Annotated in this window: 15 protein-coding genes; 3 read left to right on the top strand and 12 right to left on the bottom strand. The window is 34.7% G+C overall.

Annotated features, from left to right (window positions below):
* Nucleotides 1-9 precede the first annotated feature (9 nt).
* Both RBU59_RS21775 and RBU59_RS21770 read right to left on the bottom strand, forming a co-directional pair.
* Complete coding sequence (locus RBU59_RS21775) at nt 10-1710, bottom strand: S8 family peptidase (RefSeq protein ID WP_308144580.1); 1701 nt, start codon at nt 1708-1710, stop codon at nt 10-12.
* A 207-nt stretch (nt 1711-1917) separates the two neighbouring features.
* Nucleotides 1918-2754 carry an alpha/beta fold hydrolase gene (locus RBU59_RS21770; protein WP_308144579.1) on the bottom strand — a complete coding sequence of 279 codons (837 nt, stop codon included), beginning with the start codon at nt 2752-2754 and terminating at the stop codon, nt 1918-1920.
* 173 nt (nt 2755-2927) lie between these two features.
* Here RBU59_RS21770 and RBU59_RS21765 point away from each other — a divergent pair, with 173 nt between their 5' ends.
* Complete coding sequence (locus RBU59_RS21765) at nt 2928-3632, top strand: TRADD-N-associated membrane domain-containing protein (RefSeq protein ID WP_308144578.1); 705 nt, start codon at nt 2928-2930, stop codon at nt 3630-3632.
* A gap of 11 nt (nt 3633-3643) precedes the next feature.
* Here RBU59_RS21765 and RBU59_RS21760 read toward each other — a convergent pair whose 3' ends face one another.
* The 7 genes from RBU59_RS21760 to RBU59_RS21730 all read right to left on the bottom strand — a co-directional run bounded on the left by RBU59_RS21760 (nt 3644) and on the right by RBU59_RS21730 (nt 10966).
* Nucleotides 3644-4198, bottom strand: a complete 555-nt coding sequence (locus RBU59_RS21760; RefSeq protein ID WP_308144577.1) for a GNAT family N-acetyltransferase — start codon at nt 4196-4198, stop codon at nt 3644-3646.
* A gap of 250 nt (nt 4199-4448) precedes the next feature.
* Nucleotides 4449-4883 carry a MerR family transcriptional regulator gene (locus RBU59_RS21755; RefSeq protein WP_308144576.1) on the bottom strand — a complete coding sequence of 145 codons (435 nt, stop codon included), beginning with the start codon at nt 4881-4883 and terminating at the stop codon, nt 4449-4451.
* A 165-nt stretch (nt 4884-5048) separates the two neighbouring features.
* Nucleotides 5049-5642: an MBL fold metallo-hydrolase gene (locus RBU59_RS21750; RefSeq protein ID WP_308144575.1), complete on the bottom strand. Its 594-nt coding sequence runs from the start codon at nt 5640-5642 to the stop codon at nt 5049-5051.
* Between the two features lie 215 nt (nt 5643-5857).
* Nucleotides 5858-6253, bottom strand: a complete 396-nt coding sequence (locus RBU59_RS21745) for a hypothetical protein (RefSeq protein ID WP_308144574.1) — start codon at nt 6251-6253, stop codon at nt 5858-5860.
* Nucleotides 6254-6526: 273 nt separating this feature from the next.
* Nucleotides 6527-8530: a ribosomal protection-like ABC-F family protein gene (abc-f, locus tag RBU59_RS21740; protein ID WP_308144573.1), complete on the bottom strand. Its 2004-nt coding sequence runs from the start codon at nt 8528-8530 to the stop codon at nt 6527-6529.
* A 582-nt stretch (nt 8531-9112) separates the two neighbouring features.
* Nucleotides 9113-10219, bottom strand: a complete 1107-nt coding sequence (locus RBU59_RS21735) for a Gfo/Idh/MocA family protein (RefSeq protein ID WP_308144572.1) — start codon at nt 10217-10219, stop codon at nt 9113-9115.
* Nucleotides 10220-10234: 15 nt separating this feature from the next.
* Nucleotides 10235-10966 (bottom strand): ThuA domain-containing protein, encoded by a 732-nt coding sequence (locus RBU59_RS21730; protein WP_308144571.1) that lies wholly within the window; start codon nt 10964-10966, stop codon nt 10235-10237.
* A gap of 165 nt (nt 10967-11131) precedes the next feature.
* On the opposite strand from RBU59_RS21730, the gene RBU59_RS21725 reads away from it, so the two are divergent.
* Nucleotides 11132-11944: a helix-turn-helix transcriptional regulator gene (locus RBU59_RS21725; protein ID WP_308144570.1), complete on the top strand. Its 813-nt coding sequence runs from the start codon at nt 11132-11134 to the stop codon at nt 11942-11944.
* Here the strand turns inward: RBU59_RS21725 and RBU59_RS21720 are convergent, their stop codons facing one another.
* The 3 genes from RBU59_RS21720 to RBU59_RS21710 are packed head-to-tail and all read right to left on the bottom strand — an operon-like array spanning nt 11945 to nt 14401.
* On the bottom strand, nt 11945-12520 hold the full coding sequence (locus RBU59_RS21720; protein ID WP_308144569.1) for a hypothetical protein: 576 nt from the start codon (nt 12518-12520) through the stop codon (nt 11945-11947). It lies immediately after the preceding gene.
* A gap of 52 nt (nt 12521-12572) precedes the next feature.
* Nucleotides 12573-13886, bottom strand: coding sequence for a DUF6179 domain-containing protein (locus tag RBU59_RS21715; protein ID WP_308144568.1), 1314 nt, complete (start codon nt 13884-13886; stop codon nt 12573-12575).
* Between the two features lie 53 nt (nt 13887-13939).
* Nucleotides 13940-14401 carry a DUF6323 family protein gene (locus RBU59_RS21710; RefSeq protein WP_308144567.1) on the bottom strand — a complete coding sequence of 154 codons (462 nt, stop codon included), beginning with the start codon at nt 14399-14401 and terminating at the stop codon, nt 13940-13942.
* A 426-nt stretch (nt 14402-14827) separates the two neighbouring features.
* Between RBU59_RS21710 and RBU59_RS21705 the strand changes: the two genes are divergently transcribed.
* Complete coding sequence (locus RBU59_RS21705; protein ID WP_308144566.1) at nt 14828-16093, top strand: peptidoglycan-binding domain-containing protein; 1266 nt, start codon at nt 14828-14830, stop codon at nt 16091-16093.
* Nucleotides 16094-16234 lie beyond the last annotated feature (141 nt).

Below are 16234 nucleotides of genomic sequence, written 5' to 3'. Positions count from 1 at the left end.
TTAAGGACGCTATATTCCGCTCCGCAGGCTGTTAAAAATATTAAATACATCCAATATTCCATAACCCCATTCCCTGTTCGGATATGCAAGTTCAATATTTCTTCGCGCACCCCTTATCATCAGCATCTTTATGTCTGCCGTAGTAATATAAGGAAGATTTCCTTTTACAATCCCCCATTCTAATATCATGGCGGCAACACCGGCTGTAAAAGCGGCAGCAGGACTGGTTCCTGAAACCGGTATAAAACCCTGATCCAGGCTGGGACTTATTATGTTTACACCAGGTGCGGCAATATCCGGTTTTATGTTTCCTAATCTTGTATAACCTCTACTGGCACTTAATAAAAGACTGTTATAGGCGGAATCATATGCTGTGGCGGTAATAGGCTCATTGGCATTTCCAAAAGAAAGAATCGTAGTAGATGGATCAGGGCGTATAAAATATGTCCCATTGGTTATGAAACTGTTCATAGGCAGCCATACATGGAAAGTAAGGCTCAAATCCCCCTTTCCGTATACATTAAAAACCCAGATACCGGGAGCTGAATTTGTAAATCGAAATAATATCAGCTGATCGCCGCTTTGAGCTTCAACTACCTGATAGTCAATTAATATCCTGGTTTTTTCAAAGATAAAACCTAATTCATAACTTTCATTATTTCTGGGAAGTATGAGAGGAACATATTCACCAGAGGGGGTTTTAATGTCAATTCCATAAAGCCCTGGAGAATCGCCCCATAATTCCATGGAAAAATTTGCTTCCTCTGCACCCACATTCAATTCAATGGTAGAAACTCCTGCGGGAGGGTTAATATTTCCATAGAAATGCCTGTTTGTATTTCCCTCATTACCGGCAGCCGTAGTAATCGCAAAGTTTAAATTCTCTGCTCTAAGGGATAATATGGTGTTCATCTCCTGTTTATTATCGTGTGAACCCATTGAAGATCCAAGAGCTAAACAGATGGACATGGGCCGTCCGATTTTATTTGCAGTCATCTCCAAATATTCCAGAGCGAAAGCAATGTCATTTTCCTGATAGCAGATAACATTTTCCGGGACACGCCAGAATTCTTTTAAGTTCTGTTTCGCCGTTTTCAGTTTTACAATAACAAATTCTGCATCAGGTACTACACCGGAAAAACTTTGCTCTGGGACTTCATTTCCGGCTATGATACCTGCTAGCATTGTACCATGACCAATTTCATCTCTGGAAGGAACAACTTCATACGGATTATTGCTTTGAAGGGCCTGATTAATCTGTTCTCTGGTGTATTCGGTCCCATAATAGGTATTAGAAACATTATTTATGTCAACTATTGTCTGATCCCAAAGAGCTGCAATTCTGGTTGTATTATCAGCATAACAGAAAATGGGGTTTGTATAGTCAATGCCGGTATCGAGAATCCCTATAAGCACTCCCTGTCCCCTTAAGTTTAAAGCAGGTATATTTCGGGTTCTGATGATACCGGAAGCCTCCTGAGCCGATTGACTGATGATACCGGAAAGAGTCGGTATTGCTCTATAACCAAGCAAAGCAATTGTATTATTTGTGATTTGCCTGACAGGAACCCGTATGATTGCAGTAAATGGAACTATCAGCTGATAGGTAGAATCAGGAAATTGTTCCAAATAGGAAATATCTCCGCTATATGTAATTATTAAATCAAAATAATCATTACTGTAAATTCGTTCTCCTGTTTCTTCCGGCATGATGTTTCTCCCCCGCAGTTTTACTATATAATATATATAGCATTCATGAAAATAATACCCATGTTTTATGTAATAATTGATTACTATAATATGACTGCAATCAAATCAGGAAATGACTTCAAGTGTGGTATATAACCCTAAGCGTATAAAAGTATTAAAATATGCTCTAAAGGTTTTCGCACAGATACATTTAAATTAATATGTAAATTAATAAAACGGAATATCAGACCTGCTGTCATCAGCTAAAAATTTTATTATCAGCTTATTCACCACTTCCGGTTGATCCTGATTAGAATTATGACCGGCATCTTCAATCATATGAAACGTACAATTGGGATCGCTTTTCGCCCAGGTTTGCATTACTTTTTTAATATTGCCTAATTTATCTTCCTCACCGCATAATAATAGTACCGGATGTCGGAATCTAAACTCTTTATCCTCCTTAAGGCAGCCGGTTAATGACATCATTATATCAATAAAAGTCTCCTTTTCAATCCTGTAAAAGCAGACCTTTACATACTCCTTTACGTAATCTGTCGTTCCGCAAGCCTCGCTGCTCTGATTGATTAATTGTTTCCAGGGGTAGCAGTGAAATAGAAAATTAGAACACTTTAACATGCTTTTTTCTAACCTTGTTAATTTACCTGTATTATTGGTGCAATCTATCAATATTAACTTTGATATATACTCAGGATAATGATAAGCAATTTCCTGTGCCAGATTACCGCCCATGGACTGTCCTATCAGAACAGCCTCATCAATTCCGTAAATTTTATATAATTTTTTAAGATCACTTACCATATCTTCAAAGCAAAACCTTTGTCCTTCTTTTAGTGTTGAAAGACCATGCCCTCTGGCATCCCATGCAATTAAATGATAGGTTGGATCAAATATTTTATATTGTTCCAGAAACATTTCATGATCTATACCGGCACCATGTAAGAAAATAACCCACTTGTTATCAGATCCCTTTTGGTACCAGTAATGAATCTCACAATTTAAATTCTGAAATGTTAAATGTTCAAAATTATTATCATCCATCATAATTTATACACCTTTCCTCCGGTTTACTGTTTATTATTACTCGATTATAAATCTACAGAACATGTTTGGAGCATATCCTGCAGATACTTCTACACTTTTATCATAAAATAATATTTTAATTCTATTTTACATGCATTCTCTATATATTAATACAAAACTTCAGGAGTTTTCCTTTGAAAAAATTAATTAAAACAATTATAGTAACTGCTGGTGTAACCTTATTTATAGTGTCTATCTATTTTCTGTTTTTAACAGATAGCAATCAAATAACCGGCATGCCGATTCCGGTTATGGCAGGTATAGCTTTATATCTATTCGTGTTAAGTTTATTATTTTTCTTCATCAATGCGGATTATAAGACTTCAAATAATGAAATAAGTGATTATTATACTACATTACGCCAATCTCTCATAATAAATAATTATAAACCGGCAGAAAACGAAAACAAAGAATCAGATACACCGGCTGCTACAGATATTTTGGAGCTCATGTCAATCAATATGACTGAAATAAAAGAATATTATGTATTAAGTAAAAACATGGCTAAAAGTTCATTTAAACTCTCCGTATCCATGTGCCTACTGGGGTTTACGCTTATAACTGCTTCTATAATATCCATATTCGCTATGGACATTACCATTGGTTCCGCTATCATACCGGCAATCGGAGGTGTTATAGTTGAAGTAGTTGCAGGCACGTCACTTATTGTGTACAGGCAATCACTTGAGCAATTAAACCGATATTATGAGGCTTTGCACGAAAATGAACGTTTTCTTTCTGTTGTTAATATCGCAGATAAAATAACTCCGGAAAAAAAAGACGATGTCTATCAGGAAATAATAAAAAGCCAGTTATGTCAAAAAGATCTGATCAGCTAAAAAATCATGTTTTACATTTTTTCCCACTGAGCTCTGGTTATTCCGTAATGAACCACATCATGGAATATCCCTTTTACTTTTACTTCTTCAATTGCTACTCCTTCCAATCTCATGCCGCTTTTTTCCATAACCCTGCCAGAACCCTCATTACCCATATAATGAGTTGCTTCGACACGGTTTAATTCCAGCTTAGTAAAGCAGAACTCCAAAATGGCAGATAAAGCCTCCGTCATATAACCTTGATTCCAATAATTACGATTCAGTACATACCCAAAACTTGCTTTTTCGTGTTGAGGTTCAATTCGAATATCAATACATCCGATACATAAATCACTTTCTTTTAGTGTAACAGCATATACTCCGGGTTTAGAATAATATGCCATAATAACTCTTTCTGCCGCATGTGGGTCAGTTATTCCGGTCCAGACAAGGTACTTTAACGTCTGACTGTCACTTCCGTAAGCTAAAACGGCATCCTTATCTTTTATTGTAAATTTTCTAAGTACTAAACGATTGGTTTCAAGTTCTAAATTTTTTCTTATTATCTCATTATAATTACTTTTCATAAAATCACCTGATAATATACCCCTTCTAGAAAAGTTAGTATTTATTTTCTTCCCGATTCTGCTTTCTGAATAAATATATAATAATACATAATTTGGAAATTATCAATCCTAATACCTTAAGTGTCTCAAACACCTCAGCAGGGAATTTTATTTCATTAGGAAGTTCGGAGAACTTTCCCATGAAATAAAAAAAACTACCGACTTCATCCGTAGGTAGTTCTAGTTCCCCTTATTTAGTTATAATATACGATTATGTACGATCTAAGAACCTCATTCTACTCTGATTTAAATTTTTCGGTTTTTCTCCGATTTGAAATTCATCAATGTTCATCTCATGACGCATTTCATTGCTTAATGAATCAGCGCATTCCCTGCAAAGTCTGCCAAACTTTATACTTGTTCCACATATTTCACAATTCAAAAAAATAGCTGAACCATCAGGAATAATCAGTCTTCCATCTTTTAAATAACTTTTAATTCTGGTAATTTTAACTCCAGTTTCTTTTGATACCTGCATAATTGTTGCAGAAAGATTTTCATAGATATAATCTTTAACAATTTCAAATTCCGCTTCATCTTCTGCTTTACATGCAGCACAAATACATTTACCAACCCCTGTGTATAAAAACATCTTCCCGCATCTTCTACATTCCTGGATTTCTCCACCACTCTTATTCAGATCCATAAAGGTCACCACTCTCTTAGGCAAATAATTATAGTATTAATTTGGCAAATAATATATTATGTTCTAAATATGGTTAAATTACACTTTAATTATATAGTTAGCGTGAAATGTTTGTCAAACTATTTATTTAAAAACTTTAAAAAAACCCCTAATTTCTCTGCTTGACTACAATATAAAACCTGTTCCGGCTTCTATAATAAGTCTGTTGTCGGCTTTAAATTGTTCTGCACAAAGACGGTCAAATAGTTGTCCCGGTTTCATATGAATCGGTATTACATGTTTAGCTCCTATAATCTCAGCACATTTTGCAGCTTCCTCCGGGTTCATATTATAGATACCGTCAATGGGCAGTACAGCATAATCTAATTGATATGCAGGTATCTTATCAACCATGTAATCAGTAACGGACGTATCACCGGAAGCATAAAAGGAAATGGAATTAAAATGCAAAATATACCCTACACACTGGGATCTGCTGTGGTTACGGTTATATGCGGGTACGGATTCAATTTCAACTTCCTTAATGAAAAACTTATGATAAACTCCGCCCTCTAAGGCTTCCTGATCCGTAATAATTATACAATCTTTTTTTTTGGCTGCCAGTTCAATTCGATTATGGTCACCGTGTTCATGTGTCACTAATATGATATCTGCTTCTACGTCATAACCTCCCCCCGCATAGGGGTCAACATAAATTACTGTTCCATTATCGGTTGTAAGTCGATAACTTCCATGCCCTTGAAAATAAAATTCAGCCATATTATATCCTTTCACAACTATTTTCTCTGTTCATAATAAAATGTATCATTGTCATTATCAATGTACAATATTCTAACATAAAACTACAGCCAAATTATAGCATTTATGTTAATATTTGTAAACTGTATATTCTTAATGTCTCGGGTTTTTCCGTAAATTTTGCTTCGTGGCACTTATCAAAAACACTTCTCGGTACCATAGGCTGAACTGTAGCTTCAGCTTCTGCGTATAAATTCCGCTTTACATTTCGGACATGTTATGCAGATCTTACCTTTTCCTTTTGGTACACGGATTTTTTGCTTACAGGTAGGACATACATATACATGATAGTTCTTTTTCTGCATTCTACGGGTATTTGCACTCTGAAAATATCCTAAAAACCGTCTTTTATAAGCTAAAAACTTCTGATTCTCATTATAGCGCTGATTAATGTTCCTTGAAAATACTCTAACGTAACTAATAATCAATATAATAAAAGGTATTATTTCTATTATTCTGTTTCTGAAAAAAACCGATGGCAGCATAATAATTATAGCTATCCACATTAAAAATTTTCCTAAGTCATCTACACCGTATCTGCCCACCATAAATCTTCTGATTTTATCTTGCATAATGATACCTGCCTCCATTAATTTATTACTTTATAGGAACTGAATGTCAAAAGCCAATTATAAATCACAGTTCAATTTTTTATGACTTTTGACATTCCATTCTGCTCGTTAACTGTTAAATTATATATGTTTTTAATTTATCGCAAAACTATTCTTCCTATAAATCAACATACAGCCATATCAGGTTCTTGTCAATGCTTTCACTTCATTGTTTATTTACTTTTAATATATCGTATTTTTTGTTTGTAAATTATTTATAATTTAACGATAATATTATTTAAACAAATACATCTGAATGCTCTCCCAATTCTCATAGGCAAGTTTTAGTTTGTTTTCCATGACCTCTTTTTTGAGGTAGAGCTCCCGAAGATAAACCACATCTGAGTTGTGTGTATTCATCTCCTCTTCAAGATATTTAAGCTCCGTTTCCATCTCATCGATTTCTTTTTCCAGAATTTCTATTTTTCTCTCAGAAACCTTTTTTAATTTATCCTTTGGTATTTCTTTATCCTTCTGCTTATTTATATCCTTACTCCCATTATATTCTCTTTCCGGTATGGCTTCCGCTTCCTTTTCCTTATAATTTTCTTCCAGATAATAATTGTAATCTCCTGTATAGCTCTTAAGATTGCCGTCAGTTATCGTTATTATCCTATCAGCCACTTTATTGATAAAATAGCGGTCATGGGACACAAACAGCAATGTACCCTCAAATGCAGCTAAGGTTTCCTCTAATACCTCTCTGGAATCAATGTCCAGATGATTGGTCGGTTCATCTAAAATCATAAAATTTACTTTATCAAAGGTTAAGGAACATAATTTAAGCCGGCTTTTTTCACCACCTGATAAAATTTTTATCTTTTTATGCACATCCTCTTTCATAAATAACACTTTGGCAAGCTGGTTTCTGGCTGTCTCGTACGTAATATTATGAAGGGTGGCAAAATATTCTAATACTGTCTGTTCTTCATCTTCAAATACAACCTGCTGAGGCAGATAACCGATTTTAACCTGAGATCCGGTTTTTATCAGTCCGGAATCTGGTTTGATTTCTCCTAATATTATTTTCAGCAAAGTTGTTTTTCCACAGCCATTTTTACCGATAATGCAGGCACTATCCTGATAAAAGATATGAAGATTAACATCTTTTAACAGAGAAATCTTTTCATATGATTTATTAATATTTTCCGTTTCTACCACAATCTTACCGGAACGGTCAGCACAGTCCTGATTAAAGCGTACCCCTCTATTGTTTAGTACCGGTCTGTCAAGTGTTTCAATCTTCTCCAATCGTTTTTCCAATTCCTTAGCCCTTTTATACATCTTATCACTGTCACGCATTTCTCCCCAGATACGGTAACGCTCGATCTGTTTTTCCATCTGCTCTATTTTTTTCTGCTGGATTATATAATTTTTATATTCAATTAAAAACCTTCTCTCTTTTTCAAGTACATAATAACTGTAATTCCCCATATAAATATCGGCCCGGTTAAACTTAAGTTCCACAATTTTATCCGTTATACTATCCAAAAAATACCTGTCATGAGAAATAATAAGTACGGATCCTTTATAGTTTTTTAAAAAGGTCTCCAGCCATTCTACGGTTTCTAAGTCTAAATGGTTGGTTGGTTCGTCAAGCAGAAGAATATCAGGTTCCTCTAATAATATTTTTGCTAAAATGACCCTGGTTTTTTCCCCGCCGCTTAATTGGCAGAAAAACATCTCTTTTAATGAATTCGTAATTTTTAGTCCCTCTGTTATTTTATTAATTTTAGTCTCCAGTTCATATCCGCCCTCCAATTCGTATTGTTCAGATAAGCGGCCATAGGAATGGACTGCTCTCTCAAGCGAATCTCCGCTAAGCTTACCTAACTGGTATTCCAGTTGATTCATTTGATTTTTTATCTCAAACATGCTTGAAAAAGCCATACGAATGACATCTATAGCTGTGGTATCTTCTTGGTATATGGGTATTTGATTTAAGTAACCCACTTTAATGCCTTTCCTAAGATTAATTTCGCCACCCTGACTGTCTTCCGTATTTTCCTGTAAAAATGGAAGAGTACTTATCTTACCAGCCACTTCTGTGTCAGGGAGGCCCGGCTGTGCATTATCCTGATATCTGCCCATAATAATTTTCATAAGGGTGGTTTTACCACAGCCGTTTTTTCCGATTAATCCAACTCTTTCACCTGTTTTCAGATCAAAGGTGATGTTTTCAAATATTTTATTTGCCCCATAAAATTTCGTTAAATTATTAATACTTAATTCTATCATTTCTTTATACCTATACAGTACTATAAACAATTCGATGGACTATTTCTTAACTACCAGTCCAAATAAATCTTCGCACTGCCCATCCCTTTCTTTTATCTTCAATCACTTTACTTTTAGACGAAAAAAATCCCAAAGCCACTAAGCTTTGGGATCTCGTATTATCCGACACTGCCTGTTAAGGGTGCCGTTATTTATGATTACATACAGGCCGTTAACAAATAATGTTAATAGGAACTCTCCAAAATTCTTATATGTTTTCTATTGTATCTATTAAATTTGGACGCACTTCTAGCCTTAACTTCAAAAGTTGCGATCATAATAGATTCCAATTTTACCCATCTAAGTGTTTGGTTCATTCTTGTTAAGTCCTTTCATAAGATATATACTTTCATGATATTCTAAAACTTGGTTTCCGTCAAGTAAAACTTGCATTACGGATAGTTAAAATCCTTAAATAAATTTTTAAGTCATGGAGGAAACAAAAAAGGTATGAATATTGTAGGAGTTTGTTAGACCATTTACGGCTACTTGTATTTTCTTTCATGTTTTCTCCATGTCGTGAAGATAGATATGTTTCCTAAATTAGTCCAATATGCCATGGATTGGATTGTTTAACATGGGGATTTCTCTGTTATAAGCTGTTTTAAGAGTAATGCTCTTGCCCTCCTTACTGCTTTTTTCAAAGCTGGTTAATACTTCAAGGACATGGCAGGTTTGTTTATAATTTGCCCGATAATCTCTTCCTGTCTGCAGTGCTTTTGCCATATCTGCCACTCCAAGACCTCTGGAATTTTCCTTATAATCAAAAAGCAGCGGCATTTCCTTATATTCTCCGTCTTCCGGACGTAATAATTTGATAGAGCCTCCGAACGTATTAGGATCCGGTATAAGTAATGTTCCTTTTGAACCATAAATCTCTAATCTGGCCTGTTGATTATAATAAACATCAAAGGTTGTAAATATAGTTCCAACTGCACCGTTATCAAAATTCAAAATACCAGTTATATAGGTGGGAACATCTACATCGATAACCGTACCCACTTTCGGCTGGCTGGTAATTGTCCGTTTAGAAAAACTGCTTTTGGTTACACCGGTTACGCTGTTTACACCACCCAATAAATTTACTAAAGCCGTAACATAATATGGCCCCATATCTAACATAGGCCCACCGCCATATTTATAATAAAATTCCGGATCCGGATGCCAGGTTTCATGACCGCGGCAGATCATAAATGCAGCCGCTCCAATCGGTTCACCGATGAATCCGTCATCAATTAACTTACGGCAGGTTTGAATGCCGGAACCTAAAAAGGTATCCGGAGCACCGCCTAACATAAGATTCTTTTCTTCTGCTAAAGCTACCAGTGCCTTACCCTCGTCAAAATTTGCTCCCAATGGTTTTTCACTGTATACATGCTTACCTGCATTAAGAGCTTCTTTCGTAACCTCAAAGTGTTCATAAGGTCTGGTTAGATTTAATACCATATCTACTTCCGGATCTTTAAAGGCATCATACATGGTATCGTAAATCTTCTTTATCTGATATTTTTCCTTTGCATTTTCTGCCCGTTCTCTGACCAAATCACAAACACCGATTATCTCTATTTCTTTAAATACGTTAGTTATATTTTCAAGATAAATACCACTGATGGCTCCAACACCGATCATAGCAATTTTAACTGTACCCATAATCATCCTCCTGAATTAATACATTTTTGCAGTATTCTCAAATTTATCTGATGTTAATTCATGTTCCAAAGCATAGGCTTTCCCTTCTGCTGCCCAAAGCATTCCCCTTTCCATCATGATTTCCGCACTTTTTGATTTATCAAAAACATCATCGTGATGACCAAGGGAAGTATAAAACACCCTGCCGTTCCCCCAGAATTTAGTCCAGGTTACCGGCATATCAACTGGTTTATTGGAGATGTGATAGTAATCTACGATAGGGAATCTGGTTGTAGCCAGAACTTCAATTGCCGGATCTATATGTAGATAATAATGTTCACTGCAAACCGGAAAATCTTCTAACCCCTCTACAATAGGGCTTGAACCTTTATTAATATTCACCATATAATCGATACCGTCCCCACCCGGATGACTTACCCACTGGCCTCCGGTCATAAATTGCCATTCCGTATTTTCCCGGAAGGAATCACACATGCCTCCATGACAGCCCGCAAGACCAACTCCGTGCCCAACCGCTTTGGATAGATTTTTTACATACTCATTATCAATATGCCCCATCGTCCAACAAGCCACAACAAGATCCAGCCCCATTAAATAATCCAGGTTGTTTAAAACCTCCAAAGTATCGGATATTTCACAGTGATACCCATGTTTTTCAAGTAATACGGCAAATCTTTTTGAGGTTAATTTGGGTTCATGTCCATCCCAGCCGCCTTGCAAAATTAAAACCTTTTTGTCCGTTACCATATATAATTCCTCCTTTATTATTGAAAATATTACTTACATTTTTCGATTCACAGACTACTGATTTTCTTAAGCCTATCTGATTGTATTATACAAGGATTTGTGATATGATGTAGGACAGAATATATCTGATATTAGACAAATATTGCCCTTTCGAGGTAATTTAAGATGATACCATTTTATGAAACCACAGATAATGTTTTACGTGCTTTTTATACCAGTAATTTTAACTTTCCCTCCCATCTCCACAGCCATTTGGAGCTGTTATATGTTAAGACCGGAGAAATTATTGTGACGATACGTGATAAGACCAAGCGATTAAAGGAGGGAGATTTCGCTGTTATTTTTCCTAACGTCATACATAGTTACGACTCAGAATTTTCCGACGATCTTACCGAGAGCAGTATCTTAATTGCTATCTGCGGTATAAATCTAACCGGGGAATTTTTAAAAAAAGTAACACGTTATTATCCGGGCAATCCTTTTATAACTTCCGGGGATTTACATGAGAATGTAATCTATGCCATGGAGCAGTTGGAAATAGAAAGACGGCACGGTCAGGATCTTTCTGCCTGTGCTGCGCTGTTACAGTTGGTATTGGCCAGATGTATGCCGGTTCTGGATCTTAATAAAAATAATGATATGCCAAGTTATGACCTGACAAGTAAAATTGTAACTTTCGTTTCAGAATATTTTCAAGAGCCTTTAACACTGACTGATTTGGCGGAACAATTAAATGTTAGTAAATACCACCTGTCCAGGATCTTCTCTTCCAAGCTTAATACCAGTTTTAATAAATATTTAAATCACATACGATTAGATTATGCCATTACTTTAATGCAGTTAACGGATTACTCCCTGACACAGATCAGTATGGATTCCGGATTTGAAAGTCAGAGAACCTTTAATCGGGCTTTCCTTGAAGTTTTCCATTTGTCTCCCAGAGAATACCGGCAAAATACGAACCGTGCCAAACCATGATCAGAGCGTTATATAAATAAAGCGGATTTCTGATTGGTACAAACGTCTATACAGTTTATCCTGATTGTTTATTTCCCGGCTTTTGATGAAAAGGTTGGTAAAAAACTCCCACAAAAATACCCAGCCCCCGATCAAAATGCCTTCTTTGATTACATTAAATACTATGTTTGCCGTCTCATATTGAAAGAAAAACACAGGGCTTAAGAATAAGGTGGCTAACACAAAATAAAAAACCGTCCTCTTTCTTAGTTTTATTTTGTTTTTGTTAATTTTTTCAATCATATAACCGTAATAATTACGATACGCAGAATCCACAGCGGTTTCTTTATTCCGATCTTTTTTATTTTCCGGTAAATATAAGACTATATTTAAATTATATTTCATGGGTATATCTTCTGAGGAGGATACGATAAAATCATCAAACTCTTCTTCTATAAAACGTTTTTTAAAGGGTGCCGGATCCCATTCATCATAAACATCGTCATAGTCATCCAGAGAAATTTCTATCAGATATGCGTTGCTATCTTTTTCATATATATATTGTTTTTGAATTGGAGACAATCCTTTTTTCCTCATACGGTCACCTTTTATTTATTTCTGGTTTGCTTATATCTCTGAAGAATCCTGGTTAGAATCGTCTTTTAGAAATATTAACGGCCGGTGATGATAAATAATCTTTCTTATATTTAAGTAATGCTTTTTGCCATTCTTTTTCTTCCTCATCATTAAGATAATTTAACAAAGCGGTGATTTCATTATCAGTTAACATCTTAAAAATTTCGATAAACTCTTCCCCATAAAAACATACCTCCATTACTTCGATTAAATCCCTTAAGCTGTGTACCTGATTTTTAATCATCGTAATTTTATCCGAGATATATCTGCAATTCTGCATTTCTTCAATTAAATCTCTTAGTTTATCATCCTCCATCATATTACCATCCCTAAAATCCGGTTCACTCTTCTTCTGAACAGTTCTTAATGAGAAAAATATCATTTCCAGTTTATCCATAGACAAAAGTTTCGTAAGTCTTCGGGAAATCGGATAGACATTTTTAAGCATATACTGAAGTAATTTATAATTATCTGTATTTATCCAGTTATATAGCTCTAAAACAGCCTGTTTTAACTGCGTCTGTAACTGATCTGCTGTCAGACTTTGTAATTTTATTTTTAATTCATATCTGTCTTCTTCTGAGATGTTTAACTGATAAATATCTTTATTTAATAATACTAATCCAATCACATTAATCAGAATAATTTCAAATATATTAATCAATAAATCCGGATAATCCGTATGATAACCATTCAATAACTGCTCGATACGCCTCACATTAAAAAACTTGCAGAAAGTATTTTCCAGATTTAATCTGTGCAGATATTCTCTGATATATTCCACTCCTTCTAAATCCGTAATCTCGACAGACAAAGGGTAATCTATACTTCCTGCATCGTCCTGGGGTGCATACTTAATATCACAATCCTTAAAATATTCCGGAATTCCGGTAAATATGGTATTGTGATATGCAAGATTATTAATATACAAAGCTTCTGACTGTAACTTTTTTAATGATATTTTCGATTCTTCTATATACTTTTTTAAAACAGTCGTCCCGGAAGAAAACAACTCATCCATATCACCGGAATCCAGAAGCTCTAACTGGTCCTTTATTCCCTGAATTGTTTTTAAATAAGCTCCGATCGTATAACATATGGATTGCAGCAACTGCTGTGCTTTTTCTGTTCTGACAGAACTGCTTTCATAACTGGTATAACGATTTACATGATCTTTAAGAAGCCTGAATAAACTTAGTTGAATATGTTCAACCCTTTGGTCACTTAAGATTTTTCGTTCATGTCCTTCCTTTACCAATGATTGAAAATAATATTTGTTATTCAGATTATTCTCAATGTTTGAATATATGCTTGTTAATTCATGCATTTATTATCCTCCTCATACCGATAACCTTTAGGATCAGTTCGTAATCATCAATATTAATCTTCCTCATCGTAATTGCGTATAGTACCATATCCATATCTTATATTCCTGCAGATATCTTCCAGTGTAGTTTCTTGAAGATATTCTATAGATCCCTGGCATTCCTGATCAAAATATTCTCTCATTATGTGAATCAACTCATCATCACTGATTTCATCCAGTGATTCATTTTTAAAATAATAAAATATTTCCTGTAATGCCTGTAATGTATCAGCATAGATATCTTGATAAATATAAGGTGAATCACAGAATTCAAAAATTAATTTCGGAAGAATTCCGTTTCCCAATTCTATCCTGCCCATATTTTTTAGTGATTCTTTACGGTTTTCATTTAGGGCTATCATTTCAGAGTTAGTTAAGGTAACTCCAAATTTTGCAGAATATTCATTGCATTTTTTGATTTCTTCTAACTGCTGTTTTTGCTTAAGTGATGGTAAATTAAACATCTCGTCGTCCATTTTTTACCCTCCAAAATATTTTTTTAAAAAACTATTGACATATCAAAGAAAGTGTGATATACTAAAGATATATATATTATTATTTATCTTCCTTTGAGATTATTATAACATTGTGCTGTTTTTGCGTCAATGTTTTTTTTGTGTCTCACTCAATATTCAGTTAAGCGGCAACATCCTATTGTACAAGAAAGGTGCTGTAACAAAAACATAATAATTCTTGCAGGTGGCAAGTTAATCATTATGTTTTTGTTACAGCACCTTTTTACTGTTTTATAATTAATATTTTTTAAGATAAATATTAAATCCCTTGTTATCATTTTATATTAATACGCATATATAGAATTAAATATATAGCTATAAAGCTATATTTATGCTAATAGTATATTACTCTTATTTCAATACGACAATCGCTGATGGGAGTTAACTATGTATATAAATAATAGAATTTATCCGACCCAGGAAAGAAGAAAATATTATGGTATATTACAAGTCCAGGTTGTGTGTGAATTAGGATCGAGACCCGTTGAAAATGCAGAAATTCAAATATTTCACAAATATAATCCCAATACGGTTATTGATATATTAAGTACAGACAGCTCAGGAAAAACCATAGAAATAGAATTACCTGCTCCTCCAATTGAATACAGTATGGAACCCACAAATTATCAACCATATTCAGAATACATGCTGGTTATTTCGGCTCCGGGTCTTCAAACGGTTGAAATTGACAGTGCACAAATTCTACCTTATGTAAAAACCATCCAACCGGTCAGGATGCCACTTAAAGATGCTAATACGGATATAAGTAAACTCATAACTATCGGTCCCAATTTTCTGTTCGGTAATTATCCGCCTAAAATTTACGAGGAAGAAGTAAAAACTCATATAGAAGCACAAGTAAATAAATCAGTAGTAATCCCGGAATTTATTATAGTTCACAATGGAATCCCCACCGATTTAACTGCCAGAAACTACAAAATAGAATACCGGGAATATATAAAAAACGTTGTCTCCAGCCAAATTTACGCTACTTGGCCCCATGAAACCATCTATGCTAATATTTTAACCAGGCTGTCTTTTTCTTTAAACCGGGTTTTTACGGATTGGTATCACCGACAGGGTTATGATTTTGATTTAACCTCGTCCACTGCCTTTGACCAGATTTGGATTTATGGAAGAAATATTGATAACAATATCAGTTTAGCGGTAGACTATGTGTTTAATTACTTTCTATCCTTACCGGATGTCAATCAGCCAATATTAACCCAGGCATGTATTGGAAAATCAGTGACCTGTCAAAATATGATATCCCTGTGGGGTTCTAAATTTCTGGGAGACCAGGGTTATAAAGCAATAGATATTCTACATACCTATTATAATGAATCGATGTATATTAATTATACTAATAACATAACCGGAATACAGGTCTGGCCAGATGTTATACTGTCTGAGGGGAGTAACTCGGATGCTGTGAAACTAATGCAACAGAATCTGCATGTTATTGCTCGTGCTTATGATGAACTACCACTCTTGGAAGCAGATGGAATATTTAATCCAAAGACTCAATCTGCAGTTGCAGCATTTCAAAAAGTATTCAACCTTCCTGTGACAGGTACTATTAATGCTGTTACCTGGTACAAAATCGAACAAATATATCAAAGGTTAACCCGGATCTTCGAATTCTGCAAATAATTGAAGTATATCTTTGTTAAAAATTATTAGACAATATAAGGTAATTTATGATATTATTGCCTTAAAGAAAAGTTTGGGTATTGAAAACGTAAACTGCTCTTAAGTATCTGCTTTTCCTGTAACAAAGTAATAACAGAAAGG

The organism is Anaerocolumna sp. MB42-C2 (genome assembly GCF_030913705.1).
Lineage (GTDB): Bacteria > Bacillota > Clostridia > Lachnospirales > Lachnospiraceae > Anaerocolumna.
This window is presented reverse-complemented; position numbering and strand designations above follow the sequence as displayed.

Coding starts and splice junctions, on each gene's coding strand:
- RBU59_RS21755 (WP_308144576.1), bottom strand. CDS start 4,883: ATGGATCTGAATAAGAGTGGTGGAGAAATCCAGGAATGTAGAAGATGC.
- RBU59_RS21760 (WP_308144577.1), bottom strand. CDS start 4,198: ATGAAAAGTAATTATAATGAGATAATAAGAAAAAATTTAGAACTTGAA.
- RBU59_RS21715 (WP_308144568.1), bottom strand. CDS start 13,886: ATGCATGAATTAACAAGCATATATTCAAACATTGAGAATAATCTGAAT.
- RBU59_RS21730 (WP_308144571.1), bottom strand. CDS start 10,966: ATGGTAACGGACAAAAAGGTTTTAATTTTGCAAGGCGGCTGGGATGGA.
- RBU59_RS21710 (WP_308144567.1), bottom strand. CDS start 14,401: ATGGACGACGAGATGTTTAATTTACCATCACTTAAGCAAAAACAGCAG.
- RBU59_RS21705 (WP_308144566.1), top strand. CDS start 14,828: ATGTATATAAATAATAGAATTTATCCGACCCAGGAAAGAAGAAAATAT.
- RBU59_RS21720 (WP_308144569.1), bottom strand. CDS start 12,520: ATGAGGAAAAAAGGATTGTCTCCAATTCAAAAACAATATATATATGAA.
- abc-f (WP_308144573.1), bottom strand. CDS start 8,530: ATGATAGAATTAAGTATTAATAATTTAACGAAATTTTATGGGGCAAAT.
- RBU59_RS21770 (WP_308144579.1), bottom strand. CDS start 2,754: ATGATGGATGATAATAATTTTGAACATTTAACATTTCAGAATTTAAAT.
- RBU59_RS21750 (WP_308144575.1), bottom strand. CDS start 5,642: ATGGCTGAATTTTATTTTCAAGGGCATGGAAGTTATCGACTTACAACC.
- RBU59_RS21745 (WP_308144574.1), bottom strand. CDS start 6,253: ATGCAAGATAAAATCAGAAGATTTATGGTGGGCAGATACGGTGTAGAT.
- RBU59_RS21775 (WP_308144580.1), bottom strand. CDS start 1,710: ATGCCGGAAGAAACAGGAGAACGAATTTACAGTAATGATTATTTTGAT.
- RBU59_RS21735 (WP_308144572.1), bottom strand. CDS start 10,219: ATGGGTACAGTTAAAATTGCTATGATCGGTGTTGGAGCCATCAGTGGT.
- RBU59_RS21725 (WP_308144570.1), top strand. CDS start 11,132: ATGATACCATTTTATGAAACCACAGATAATGTTTTACGTGCTTTTTAT.